The following is a 12,545-nucleotide window of genomic DNA, read 5'->3' on the forward strand; positions in this document are numbered from 1 at the left end:
TCGCGGGGTGGAGCAGTCCGGTAGCTCGTCGGGCTCATAACCCGAAGGTCGCAGGTTCAAATCCTGTCCCCGCAATCATGAAAAAAACGAAACTTAGGTTTCGTTTTTTTGTTTTATCTGAAATTCGAATAATTATGTCCCTAACTTATTTGTTTCTTCTTTTGAAACAAGGTAAACTACATATAGAATGGTTTTTGTTCCATAATATTGCGTTTATGGTTATAGACATGAACTATAGGACGTTTCCTAATAATGATAAAGGTGATTGATATATGCAACATGTTGAATGGATTTCTCAGAGTGAGGAAGAAACTGCGCAATTTGCGCATAGGTTGGCACAAAAGCTCTCCAGTGGAGATGTTCTGGCATTAGAAGGTGACTTGGGTGCAGGGAAGACGGCATTCACAAAAGGGCTGGCTAAAGGACTATGTGTTACCAGAATGGTGAATAGCCCTACCTTTACGATAATAAAGGAATACATGGGTCGCTTGCCTTTGTATCATATGGATGTATATCGGGTAAGTGAATCGGAAGAAGATCTAGGCTTTGATGAATATTTTGATGGTGATGGTGTGACTGTCGTTGAATGGGCCCATTTAATAAAGGATCACCTTCCAGAGGAAATCTTGACCATTTATATCTATCGTCTGGGCGATACCAGCCGGCGTATTGTTTTGGAAGCCAAAGGCGAACGATATGTAAAGTTATGTAAGGAGATTATTTGATGAAGGTTTTAGCTATAGATACATCGAATTTTACATTAGGGATTGCACTGGTAAACGAGAATCAAGTAATTGGTGAGTATACGACGAACCTAAAGAAAAATCATTCGGTGCGGGTAATGCCGGCAATTGAAACACTGCTGAGGGATTGTGATACTAAACCGAAGGAATTGACTAAGATTGTGGTCGCTCAAGGTCCAGGCTCATATACAGGGGTCAGGATTGGAGTGACGATAGCGAAAAGCTTGGCCTGGACGCTTCAGATTCCCTTATCAGGTGTTTCCAGCTTAGAGGTTTTAGCAGCTAATGGACGATATTTTAACGGGGTGATCTCTCCCTTGTTCGATGCAAGAAGAGGGCAGATTTATACTGGATTATATGAAATGGAAAAGGACTCTTTAAAGACAGTCATAGAAGATTGTAATATTCTATCCTCTGAGTGGGCGAGTCAATTGAAGGAATTAAATCGTCCTGTTTTATTTGTTGGTCAAGATGTGGACATCCATCGGGATGCAATTACGGATGCATTAGGGGAATTGGCGGTATTTGCTCCGGTACAGTCATATAATTCAAGGCCAAGCGAACTGGCCTTCATTGGTCTTGATAAGACTGAAGTGGATGTTCACCAGTTTGTACCGAATTATATCCGCATGGCTGAAGCAGAAGCAAAGTGGCTTGAACAGCAGGGGAAATAAACAAGGAAAGCGACCGATTATTATGAGTAAAACATTGACGTTCCGAAAGATGAATACGGAAGATATCGACCAAGTGCTAAACGTGGAAAAGCAGTCCTTTACTTTGCCTTGGAGCCGGGAAGCTTTTTTTAATGAATTGAATCATAATCAATATGCTGTATACATGGTGATAGAGGATGAAGGTAAAATCGCCGGTTATTGCGGTGCCTGGATCGTCATTGATGAATCGCACATTACCAATATAGCGATATTGCCAGAATACCGAGGGCAAAAGCTAGGAGAAGCTTTGCTCAGGAAGATGATTGAAATCTCCATTTCGACGGGTGTGGTGAGGATGACGCTAGAGGTCCGTGTCAGTAATGCAGTAGCCATTTCGCTCTATGAAAAACTAGGTTTCCAAAAGGGCGGAATCCGAAAAAATTATTATACAGACAATCAAGAAGATGCTTATGTTATGTGGGTGAATTTTTCATGAAACAAGATCAATTTATATTAGGTATTGAAACGAGCTGCGATGAAACTGCGGCAGCTGTCATAAAAAATGGTACGGAGATACTGAGTAATGTCGTGGCTTCACAAATTGAAAGCCATAAACGTTTTGGCGGTGTCGTCCCTGAAATAGCTTCCCGTCATCATGTAGAACAAATTACGATTGTTCTTGAAGAAGCACTGCTGCAAGCCGGTGTTACATATGAAGACTTGGATGCCATTGCCGTTACAGAAGGCCCCGGCCTTGTTGGGGCACTATTAATAGGCGTGAATGCGGCGAAGGCTGTAGCTTTCGCACATGGAATACCAATTGTCGGTACGCATCATATCGCTGGTCATATCTATGCAAATCGGCTTATTCAGGAGATCGAATATCCTGCGCTTTCTTTAGTCGTTTCGGGAGGTCATACAGAATTGGTGCTTTTAGAAGAGCCAGGTTCTTTCAAGGTGATAGGGGAGACGCGGGATGATGCAGCAGGAGAGGCGTATGATAAAGTGGCTCGAACATTGGGGCTCCCTTATCCTGGCGGTCCTCATATCGATAGGCTTGCGCAAGAAGGCTCACCAACTTTAAAACTGCCTAGGGCATGGTTGGATGGCAGCTATGATTTTTCCTTCAGCGGGTTGAAATCGGCGGTGATCAACACTTTGCATAATGCAGAACAGCGCGGGGAAAAAATCGAACCTAAAGATTTAGCGGCAAGTTTCCAAGCAAGTGTGATAGAAGTGCTTGTAATGAAAGCTGTAAAAGCTGCAAAGGAATATAATGTGAAGCAGGTATTGCTTGCTGGAGGAGTTGCGGCAAATAAAGGCCTTAGGGAAGCATTAACGGAAGCTTTTAAGGATTTACCTATGGATATATCCATTCCGCCCCTCTATCTTTGTACAGACAATGCCGCCATGATCGGTGCTGCTGGCAGTGTCATGTTTGAAAAAGGAAAACGATCTGGTTTGGATTTGAACGGAAATCCTGGATTGGATATAGAAGCATTTTAATTGACGAGAAGACAGGATCCCACACTTCGGCATCCTGTCTTTTTATCGTGTTAATAAAATAATAGAATATTCTGTGGATAAAGTTTTTTTGATCATCCTACTGCATGTGTATAAAGTGGTGTTTTTGTGGATAAGTGGATATGTTTCTGTGGATAATGTGTATAACCCAAATTATTGGCTAATAAACGGTAAGTGAATTGTTAACAAGTTTGTGGATAACTTTTTAATTTGAAGTGAAAAAGACCGAGTCGATTGACCCGGTCATTTGTCATTCTTCCAGTTCAGCCCATTCTTCGAGCAGCTGGTCCAATTTTTCCTGTGCATTATCAAGCTTTGTTTGGACTTCCATCACTTTTTCGTGGTCCTGAAAAACATTTGGATCGCAAAGGAGGTCATTATATTCGCTTATTTCGGTTTCAAGACGCTCCATGGCTGCCTCGATTTCCTCAATGCGCCGTTTTCGCTGGCGTTCTGCTTTTTTTGCTTCTTTATCAATTTTGTAATTTGTTTTTTCTACAGCTGCATCTAAAGTTTTAGCCTGATCCTGCTGTTCAAGTGCTTTGATTTCCGCTTGCTCCTGTTTCTTCTCTAAATAGTAATCATAATCACCGAGGAATTCTTCGTTGCCGTCTTTGGAGAGCTCAATCACTTTCGTTGCTATCCGATTTATGAAATAACGGTCATGTGAGACGAAAAGAATAGTTCCCGGATAATCGATCAAAGCGTTTTCAAGCACCAATTTACTATCGAGGTCCAAATGGTTCGTTGGTTCATCAAGAATTAAAAAATTACCTTTTTGCATCATCATTTTGGCAAGAGCAAGCCGAGCCTTTTCGCCCCCGCTTAGTGTGGAAACGGTTTTCAAAACATCGTCCCCGCTAAATAGGAAATTACCGAGTACGGTGCGGATGTCCTTTTCCGGTTTAAGGGGATAGTCGTCCCATAATTCATTGAGTACGCGTTTATTGGAAACAAGGTTAGCCTGTTCTTGATCGTAGTAGCTGACTTCTACGTTCGTTCCAAAACGGAATTCCCCAGAAAGTGCAGGCAGCTTAGAAATGATCGTTTTCAATAAAGTTGATTTTCCAACTCCATTTGGGCCAACAAGAGCTATGCTCTCTCCCTTTGTCATCCGGGAATTTATATTCCTTGATACCGTTTCCCCTTCGTATCCGATAGCCAAGTCCTGGAGGTGGAGTACTTCATTTCCGCTTTGCCTTTCAATCTGGAAAGAAAAATTCGCGGATTTTTCATCCCCTTGCGGCTTGTCCAAAACATCCATCTTTTCGAGCTGCTTGCGTCTGCTTTGTGCTCTTTTCGTGGTCGAAGCCCTTGTGATATTACGTTGGACAAAGTCGCGAAGCTTTTCGATTTCCCCTTGCTGCTTCTCGAACAGTTTCATGTCCCGCTCATAATCTTCCGCTTTTCCCTCTAGGTAAGAACTATAATTACCATAGTATTTTTTCATGTTATTCCGGGAAATCTCATATACCAGGTTCACTACTTTATCTAAAAAATAGCGGTCATGGGAAACAATGAGCACAGCTCCCTGGTACCCTTGTAAATATTGTTCAAGCCAAGATAGGGTTTCAATATCCAAATGGTTCGTCGGCTCATCCAGAATCAATATATCCGGTTTCCTTAAAAGCAGCTTTCCTAATGCAAGCCTTGTTTTTTGCCCGCCGCTTAATGTGGAAATTGGGGTAGAATAGTCAAAGTCAGCAAACTGAAGCCCATGCAATACGGAACGGATATCCGCTTCATATTGATAACCGCCCTTCTCTTTGAATGCCACCATCAAAGTGTCGTATTCATTCAGCACTTTTTGGTAAACCGTTTCGTTTTCAAAGATGTCAGGTCTGGCCATATCAGCTTCAAGGCGACGCAGTTCCTTTTCCTGCTCTATAAGGTCCTTGAATACCGTCAGCATCTCATCCCAAATGGTCAGTTCGGATTCCAATCCCGTATCCTGGGCCATATAGCCGATTGTGACGCCTTTTGGTTTGATAATTTCACCGCCATCATGGGAAATATTCCCGGCTATGATTTTTAGCAGAGTCGATTTTCCGGCGCCATTACGGCCGACAAGTGCAATTCGATCTTTATTTTGAACTTCGAGCTTCATATTTGATAAAATAAGTTCAGCTCCATAATATTTCGATAGTTGATTGATTTGTAATAAAATCATAGATTTCACCTCAATTGATTATAGATAGTGTAACGTATTTTAGTTATTATCGGCAACAGCTTGGTTCCATGGTAAAACAAAAGCTGTTACATAAAGTGGAATAATAGTGTATGATTTAGGAGGGGTTACTTAAATGGGAGACTTAACGCATTTTAATGAACAGGGCAGGGCCAAAATGGTCGATGTGAGTGCTAAGCCTGAAACAACCCGGACGGCAGTAGCTCAATCGAGCATTTTATTGAATGATGAAATATATGAATTGGTCACGAACCAGAAAATGAAAAAAGGTGATGTACTGGCTGTTGCACAGGTTGCAGGAATAATGGCCAGCAAAAATACATCCAATATCATTCCGATGTGCCATCCCATTGCTCTGCAAGGGGTCAATATAGCCTTTGAGTGGGAAAAAGAGGAACAAGGATACAGACTTAGGATTGAAACGGAAGCTAAGACAAAAGGGAGTACAGGTGTGGAAATGGAAGCGTTAACAGCTGCATCCGTGACTGCCTTGACTGTTTATGACATGTGTAAGGCCATTGACAAGGGAATGGTGATCGGGCCTACATTCTTAGTGGAGAAAACAGGCGGAGTTTCCAGTAACGATTATAAAAGACAAGTAAAACAAACAGATAGAGAATTAAGTTGAAAAGCATGTGTGAAGGCGGGGAAGAACAATGAACCATGACCCAAAGATACCGCAGGCAACAGCCAAAAGGTTACCATTGTATTATCGATTTTTAAAGAACTTACATTCCTCAGGCAAGCAAAGAGTTTCCTCGGCAGAGCTAAGCGAAGCTGTAAAAGTGGATTCTGCCACCATACGCCGTGATTTTTCCTACTTTGGCGCGCTTGGGAAAAAAGGCTACGGCTACAATGTCAATTATTTATTATCCTTCTTTAGAAAAACACTAGATCAAGATGAATTGACCAAAGTCGCTTTAATAGGGGTAGGAAATTTAGGAACCGCTTTTTTAAATTACAATTTCATGAAAAATAATAATACAAAAATTGAAATGGCTTTCGAAGTTTCTGAAGAAAAAGTCGGCAAGCGGATAGCTGATGTGCCCATCTATCATATGGATCAAATCGATACGTTATTGCAGGAAAATAATATCACTGCAGCTATATTGACCGTGCCTGCACAGGTAGCCCAGACGATAACCGATCGTCTAGTCAAAGCTGATATAAAAGGAATATTGAATTTTACACCTGCAAGGCTGACCGTGCCTCCATCCATAAGGGTTCACCATATTGACCTGGCCGTGGAGCTTCAGTCGCTCATCTACTTCCTGAAACATTATCCGGTAGTGGAAGAAGCCGCCTTGGAGGAATGAAAAAAACGCTGCATCTTTGCAGCGTTTTTTTATTTTTTCTTATTTTTTTGTGCGGCTTTAATCTTAAAGTGCAGCATGATCATGCGTAAGCCCGATCCAAAGTCAAGAGTCGCAATGAGGACAAGTATGTAGGCGAAGAGTCCCCATCCAGAAGAATTGACGGTTTGAATCGCGATAGCTGTAAAAAGAGCTCCTAAGCCTGCATAGATGATGCCCATGAATAAGGGTGATTGACGTTTCATAATAAACCTCCGATGAAGGCCTGTGCAGTATCCATCATCTTCTCTATATCCTCCCGATATACCACTTGAAGGATGATAACAAGCGTATTCATCGCAATATGAGCGCTCATTGATACGAGAATGCGGCCTGTTTTTGCATAAAGGAAAGCAAAAGTGAAGCCCATTGCCGTATATAAAAGAAGATGTTCAAATTCACCATGCGCCAAGCCGAAAATAACTGAGCTGATTAAAGCTGAAATAAAGAAGTTAAAGCGTTTATGAAGTGATCCGAAAATGATTTTCCGGAAAATTAATTCTTCCAATATAGGTCCAATTACTGAAGTGACGAAAATGACCATGGGGACTTTGTAAATGAGTGAAATGAGTTGCTGCGTATTTTCAGATTCAGACTCCACCCCAAGCATTTGTTCAATGCTGCCGGCAATGCTTTGCGCAAAAAGAGCCATGAACACTCCTGCAATTGCCCATAATATGGACATGGAAACGGAAGTTTGATTTCTCGTGTCCAACTTTTCCCTCATATCTTTTCTCATTAAAAAAAGAATCAAGAATAAAGCAGCGAGAAAACTGAAAACTATCCAGTATGCTGCAGATTTCACTTGGAGTTCATCAGCCGGCATTCCGGTATAAGACCCGATCAGCATGAAAATGGGTACCCCAACAATACTGGATAATTGCATGGCAATATAAGTGATGATGACGAACCAATATTCTTTTTTCAAAAATGAAAACTCCTTTTATAGTCACCCATTCCGCTCGGAACGTTCCTTATATGGGGACAAGCTATAAACGCATACTCCAAAATGGTATCAAAAATTGAGGCAGAACACCACTTAAAGGTACCCCTAACGAAACATTTAAATAACTTTGTTAAGGAAATCATTATGCTAAAGTAGTTTACCCGTAATTTATCAGAAATTAATAAAAAATTTTCAATAAGATACTTGCAAAAAAGGCTCGGTTTATTTAATATTATAAATGTGTTAGCACTCGATGATGAAGAGTGCTAATAATCATGTAACAAATTATCAAGAGAATATGAGGAGGTTGTTTCACTTGTTAAAACCATTAGGTGATCGCGTTATTATTGAACTAGTTCAAACTGAAGAAAAAACTGCAAGCGGTATTGTTCTTCCTGATACTGCTAAAGAAAAGCCACAAGAAGGTAAGGTAGTAGCAGTTGGTACTGGCCGTGTCCTTGAAAATGGCGAACGTGTTGCTTTAGAGGTTGCCCAAGGCGATCTAATTATCTTCTCAAAATATGCAGGTACTGAAGTTAAATACGAAAACACTGAATACTTAATTTTACGTGAAAGCGACATTCTAGCTGTTATCGGCTAATTATACATCATACTTAACTGAACGAAAATTTTCTTAAAATTTTAGGGAGGTACTTATAAATGGCTAAAGAAATTAAATTTAGTGAAGAAGCTCGCCGCTCCATGCTTCGTGGTGTGGACGCACTTGCAGATGCAGTTAAAGTAACGCTTGGACCAAAAGGTCGTAACGTGGTTCTTGAGAAAAAATTCGGTTCACCGCTTATCACTAATGACGGTGTGACGATCGCTAAAGAAATCGAATTGGAAGATGCATTCGAAAACATGGGTGCGAAATTGGTTGCTGAAGTAGCAAGCAAAACAAACGACGTAGCTGGTGACGGTACAACGACTGCAACGGTTCTTGCACAAGCGATGATCCGCGAAGGTCTTAAAAACGTAACAGCTGGTGCTAACCCAATGGGTATCCGTAAAGGAATCGAGAAAGCGGTCAATACTGCAATCGCAGAATTGAAAGCCATTTCCCAACCTGTTGAAAACAAAGAATCTATCGCACAAGTTGCTGCCATCTCTTCAGCTGATGAAGAAGTCGGCCAACTGATTGCGGAAGCAATGGAGCGCGTTGGTAACGACGGCGTCATCACAATCGAAGAGTCTAAAGGTTTCACAACTGAATTGGACGTAGTAGAAGGTATGCAGTTCGATCGCGGATATGCATCTCCATACATGGTTACTGATTCAGATAAAATGGAAGCTGTACTAGAAAATCCATATATCTTGATCACAGATAAAAAAATCACGAATATCCAAGAAATCCTTCCTGTACTTGAGCAAGTTGTACAACAAGGTAAACCGCTATTATTGATTGCTGAAGATGTAGAAGGCGAAGCGCTTGCAACTCTTGTTGTGAACAAACTTCGTGGAACATTCAACGCTGTTGCGGTTAAAGCTCCTGGATTCGGTGACCGTCGTAAAGCAATGCTTGAAGACATCGCAGCTCTTACAGGCGGCGAAGTAATCACTGAAGAAATCGGTCTTGACCTTAAATCTGCAACAATCGATTCATTAGGCCGTGCGTCTAAAGTGGTTGTTACAAAAGAAAATACAACGATCGTTGAAGGAGCTGGAGATACAGCTCAAATTCAAGCTCGTGTAAACCAAATCCGTGTTCAATTAGAAGAAACAACTTCTGAATTCGACCGTGAAAAATTACAAGAACGCCTTGCTAAATTAGCTGGTGGCGTAGCGGTAATTAAAGTCGGTGCAGCTACTGAAACAGAATTAAAAGAACGTAAACTTCGTATTGAAGATGCATTGAACTCCACTCGTGCCGCTGTTGAAGAAGGTATCGTAGCCGGTGGTGGTACAGCACTTCTTAACGTATACAATAAAATCGCTGAAATTCAAGCTGAAGGCGACGTAGCAACAGGCGTGAAAATCGTTCTTCGTGCCATCGAAGAGCCTGTTCGTCAAATCGCTCACAATGCTGGACTTGAAGGCTCTGTAATCGTAGAGCGCCTTAAAGGCGAAGCAGTAGGCACTGGCTTCAACGCAGCTACTGGACAATGGGTGAACATGATCGAATCCGGTATCGTCGATCCTACTAAAGTAACTCGTTCAGCTCTACAAAACGCTGGTTCTGTAGCAGCTATGTTCTTAACAACAGAAGCTGTTGTTGCTGACAAACCAGAACCTGCTGGCGCTGGCGGCATGGGCATGCCTGACATGGGCGGCATGGGCGGAATGGGCGGCATGATGTAATTCATGTCCCCTGAAACCCAGTAAATGTAGGGTTTCTGGACCCTTATACAATCAGAAAATAACCTAAGGGTAACAAAAGGGTAACATTTTCTTGAATAAGGGTCTAAATTAGAGGTTTTCCATTAGTTCTTTGAACTTTTGGGAAGCCTCTTTTTTCATCTCTTTTGTTACATGTAAATAAACATTTTTAGTAGTGTCTTCATCTTTGTGTCCTAATCGCTCCATAATTTGTGGAAGGCCTACTCCTGCTTCAGCTAAAAGAGAGGTATGAGTATGGCGTAATGAGTGTGGCGTAAGTTCAGGATTTAATTCTGCAATTTTTAACAAGCGTCTCATACGATTTTCTATTTTTTTAATGTAGAGCGGATAACCTGGTAGTTCCTTACTGATGCTTGTAAAAACAAAGTCTTCATTATGGTATATATCACGTTGTTTCATCATCGTTTGCTTTTGATTTGACTTATGCTTACTTAATTCATTAATCACAGTCTCATCAATATCAATCATGCGTACTGCTGCTGGTGTTTTAGGTGTAAGTAACTTGTATTCTTTTCTGTTGTTAGTGGGATTGTAATATGTTTTTGAAATGCTAATCATCTGCTCTTCAAAATCAATATCGCGCCATTTTAAGGCGCATAGTTCGCCTGCACGTATACCCGTATAAGCCATTAATAAAAAGATCGGGTAATCTTGATCTAATCCAAAATTTTTGGCCATAAGAAGGATGTGCTTAAGTTCATCTTTTTCTAAATAGTTTGGCAAACTTTTTCGGCCTTCCAATTCTTCAATGGTCTTCTGCTGCTTAGGAACCTGGGTATACTCTGTTGGATCTTTTTTTAGTATTTCTAATTCTACAGCTTTTTTAAAGATCATTCTGCCAGTTCGGTGAGCACCTTCAATAGTGTTCTGAGCATATCCCCTTTTCTTTAAATCATTTAAGGCGTTCTGGTATTGTTTTCTGGTGATGTCTTTTAATTTTAGCTTGGCAAAATAGTCAGCTAGCCGTTTAATTTCGTGTCTACGGATTCGCACTGTACTTTCTTTTACGACACCTAGTCCTTCATAGAGGGATAACCATTCTGTAGCAAAGTAATCAAATGTTACATTAGTCTCTTCGACAAAAATACCTTGATTTAATTCATTCTTAATAATAGCAGCTGCCACTGCTGCCTCCTTTTTCGTTCGGAAGCCACTTTTTTTCTTTTGTTTTCTTTTACCTGTATTAGGATCTTTGCCTATATCAACAATGTAAGCCCAACTTGCTCCGCATTTACATTTCTTACTCTTGCATTTACAACGTGGTCGATATATGTGACTCATAGATTATCCCTGCTTTCCTTTTCTTCTAAACGTAATCTATATGCTTCTTGCTTACAGGCATCATTACAATGCTCTCTACGTCCAGATTTTACAAAGGGTAACCGGCAGTTCTTATTTTTACAAATGTACACATTCTTAGAATTGTTAATTGTTTGCCATAAATCATAATAAATTGCAGCAAGCAAATACCTAGTATACCTTTTTTCTGTAATCATAAATCCTTTGGTTGAAGGCTTAGAGATAAGGTCACCTACACCTATATTGATTCCTCCTGATATATGTGACTCCAGAACCTTGGATAGTGTATATTGGGCAATTTCTAACATGGTCTTCTCTTCGAAATCTTCTGGTAACATGAGAATTTCTTCCCCGTCGGTCCAATAGATAAAATAACGGTCTGTTATCTCTCTATCTTCAGCTAAAATACCAAATATTCCTCGGTGCATTTTAATTTCAACTATCTCGGTTATTAGTTCATCAGAATTGGCCTTTCTGATGGCATGATATAATCTCAATATTTTTTGAACTTCATTTATATGCCATCTCCACAATTCAATAGGCTCAAAAACACTAAAACCATAATTATTAAAAATGAATGAAGGTTGCAAGGTCGCTTGTATTGCTGGAGATTTGGAGTTTACCTGTGTACTGTCCGGGTGTTGAATTCCTAATAACCCATACTTCTTCGAAAATAGTTCTATATCCTCAAGGGTTTTTAAGCTAGCAAATTCGCTCATTAGGCCATCATTATTAAAAACAATCTGACGGGAATCCTCTTCTAACCCCATCAATTTTAAAGCAAATGACATTTTCCCTCTTAAAGCTTTTATCCAATTATTCATACTGATATTAAGCACTTCTTTGGAACCGGGCCCCAAATGCTGTTCTTCAACTTTTAAACGGTCAATTGCCACAAGTTCTACAGGGTATAAGCTTATTTTTGCACTTTGAGATAATGGAAAATAGTTATACATAAGATTTCTCCTTTTAAAATAGTTACTTTTTGTTACGATATACCGCCAATTATTCGGTTATTAACGTAACGGAATTTGATATGATGATTGTAACACCAACACTAACACCAAGCAATCACAAAGGAGGAATATTATGAAATTTATTACGAGAAATGAAGAAATCAAAAGAGCAAAAGGTTCGGTTCCTAATTGGGTTATAGCTGAAAAGTTAGGTATTCATGAAAACTCTTTCTATCGGTTATTACGACAAGAATTATCCAAAGAAAAAAAAGAAGAGATTTTAAAAATAATTAAAGAATTAAAGCAGGATTAGTTTATATAAAGGAGGTCTGTTAGATGAGTGAACAAAAGCTGCCTCAAATGTTAACAGCACAGCATATTGCAAAGTATTTAGGGATTTCACGACGTCGTGTTTATGAACTTTTACAGATAAGTGAAGAAGCAGGCGGGATTAGATGTTTTCAAATTGGTTCATCAAAAAGAGTAGATAAAGAAGACTTTTTTAAGTGGATTGAAAAGAAGAAAGAAGCATAGATGATATGAACTT

The 12,545-nt window shown here is 40.1% G+C and carries 15 protein-coding genes and 1 tRNA gene; 11 read left to right on the forward strand and 5 right to left on the reverse strand.

Annotated elements, in window-relative coordinates; genetic code table 11:
• Position 1 precedes the first annotated feature (1 nt).
• The 5 genes from ACYP5M_RS24085 to tsaD all read left to right on the forward strand — a co-directional run bounded on the left by ACYP5M_RS24085 (position 2) and on the right by tsaD (position 2,902).
• Positions 2–75, forward strand: a tRNA-Met gene (locus tag ACYP5M_RS24085).
• A 197-nt stretch (positions 76–272) separates the two neighbouring features.
• Positions 273–725, forward strand: a complete 453-nt coding sequence (tsaE, locus tag ACYP5M_RS24090; RefSeq protein WP_434168310.1) for a tRNA (adenosine(37)-N6)-threonylcarbamoyltransferase complex ATPase subunit type 1 TsaE — start codon at positions 273–275, stop codon at positions 723–725.
• Entirely contained in the window at positions 725–1,417 is a 693-nt protein-coding gene (gene tsaB, locus ACYP5M_RS24095; protein WP_230178626.1) for a tRNA (adenosine(37)-N6)-threonylcarbamoyltransferase complex dimerization subunit type 1 TsaB, read from the forward strand. The genes tsaE and tsaB overlap by 1 nt, the downstream gene beginning before the upstream one ends.
• Positions 1,418–1,439: 22 nt before the next feature.
• On the forward strand, positions 1,440–1,892 hold the full coding sequence (rimI, locus tag ACYP5M_RS24100) for a ribosomal protein S18-alanine N-acetyltransferase (protein WP_459735601.1): 453 nt from the start codon (positions 1,440–1,442) through the stop codon (positions 1,890–1,892).
• Entirely contained in the window at positions 1,889–2,902 is a 1,014-nt protein-coding gene (gene tsaD, locus ACYP5M_RS24105; RefSeq protein ID WP_260359228.1) for a tRNA (adenosine(37)-N6)-threonylcarbamoyltransferase complex transferase subunit TsaD, read from the forward strand. Before rimI ends, tsaD begins: the two co-directional genes overlap by 4 nt.
• Positions 2,903–3,170: 268 nt before the next feature.
• Here tsaD and abc-f read toward each other — a convergent pair whose 3' ends face one another.
• The gene (gene abc-f, locus ACYP5M_RS24110; RefSeq protein WP_459735602.1) at positions 3,171–5,090 is read right to left on the reverse strand and encodes a ribosomal protection-like ABC-F family protein; all 1,920 of its coding nucleotides are present in this window, start codon (positions 5,088–5,090) and stop codon (positions 3,171–3,173) included.
• 133 nt (positions 5,091–5,223) lie between these two features.
• Here abc-f and moaC point away from each other — a divergent pair, with 133 nt between their 5' ends.
• Both moaC and ACYP5M_RS24120 read left to right on the forward strand, forming a co-directional pair.
• Entirely contained in the window at positions 5,224–5,736 is a 513-nt protein-coding gene (moaC, locus tag ACYP5M_RS24115; protein WP_101225602.1) for a cyclic pyranopterin monophosphate synthase MoaC, read from the forward strand.
• Positions 5,737–5,764: 28 nt separating this feature from the next.
• Positions 5,765–6,424: a redox-sensing transcriptional repressor Rex gene (locus tag ACYP5M_RS24120; RefSeq protein WP_034306345.1), complete on the forward strand. Its 660-nt coding sequence runs from the start codon at positions 5,765–5,767 to the stop codon at positions 6,422–6,424.
• Between the two features lie 29 nt (positions 6,425–6,453).
• Here the strand turns inward: ACYP5M_RS24120 and ACYP5M_RS24125 are convergent, their stop codons facing one another.
• A complete protein-coding gene (locus ACYP5M_RS24125; protein WP_034306342.1) occupies positions 6,454–6,666 on the reverse strand; it encodes a YdiK family protein in 213 nt (70 codons plus the stop codon).
• A complete protein-coding gene (locus ACYP5M_RS24130; protein WP_427575323.1) occupies positions 6,663–7,388 on the reverse strand; it encodes a CPBP family intramembrane glutamic endopeptidase in 726 nt (241 codons plus the stop codon). Before ACYP5M_RS24130 ends, ACYP5M_RS24125 begins: the two co-directional genes overlap by 4 nt.
• Positions 7,389–7,722: 334 nt before the next feature.
• Here ACYP5M_RS24130 and groES point away from each other — a divergent pair, with 334 nt between their 5' ends.
• A complete protein-coding gene (gene groES / locus ACYP5M_RS24135) occupies positions 7,723–8,007 on the forward strand; it encodes a co-chaperone GroES (protein ID WP_101225604.1) in 285 nt (94 codons plus the stop codon).
• 59 nt (positions 8,008–8,066) lie between these two features.
• Positions 8,067–9,704, forward strand: coding sequence for a chaperonin GroEL (groL, locus tag ACYP5M_RS24140; RefSeq protein ID WP_101225605.1), 1,638 nt, complete (start codon positions 8,067–8,069; stop codon positions 9,702–9,704).
• A gap of 108 nt (positions 9,705–9,812) precedes the next feature.
• Here the strand turns inward: groL and ACYP5M_RS24145 are convergent, their stop codons facing one another.
• Together ACYP5M_RS24145 and ACYP5M_RS24150 are read right to left on the reverse strand one after the other, a co-directional pair.
• Entirely contained in the window at positions 9,813–11,024 is a 1,212-nt protein-coding gene (locus tag ACYP5M_RS24145; RefSeq protein ID WP_459735603.1) for a site-specific integrase, read from the reverse strand.
• Complete coding sequence (locus tag ACYP5M_RS24150; protein WP_459735604.1) at positions 11,021–11,998, reverse strand: hypothetical protein; 978 nt, start codon at positions 11,996–11,998, stop codon at positions 11,021–11,023. The genes ACYP5M_RS24145 and ACYP5M_RS24150 overlap by 4 nt, the downstream gene beginning before the upstream one ends.
• A gap of 133 nt (positions 11,999–12,131) precedes the next feature.
• Between ACYP5M_RS24150 and ACYP5M_RS24155 the strand changes: the two genes are divergently transcribed.
• Together ACYP5M_RS24155 and ACYP5M_RS24160 are read left to right on the forward strand one after the other, a co-directional pair.
• On the forward strand, positions 12,132–12,311 hold the full coding sequence (locus tag ACYP5M_RS24155) for a hypothetical protein (RefSeq protein WP_459735605.1): 180 nt from the start codon (positions 12,132–12,134) through the stop codon (positions 12,309–12,311).
• Between the two features lie 23 nt (positions 12,312–12,334).
• Entirely contained in the window at positions 12,335–12,532 is a 198-nt protein-coding gene (locus ACYP5M_RS24160) for a helix-turn-helix domain-containing protein (protein WP_459735606.1), read from the forward strand.
• Positions 12,533–12,545 lie beyond the last annotated feature (13 nt).

This window comes from Peribacillus sp. N1, from assembly GCF_054600815.1.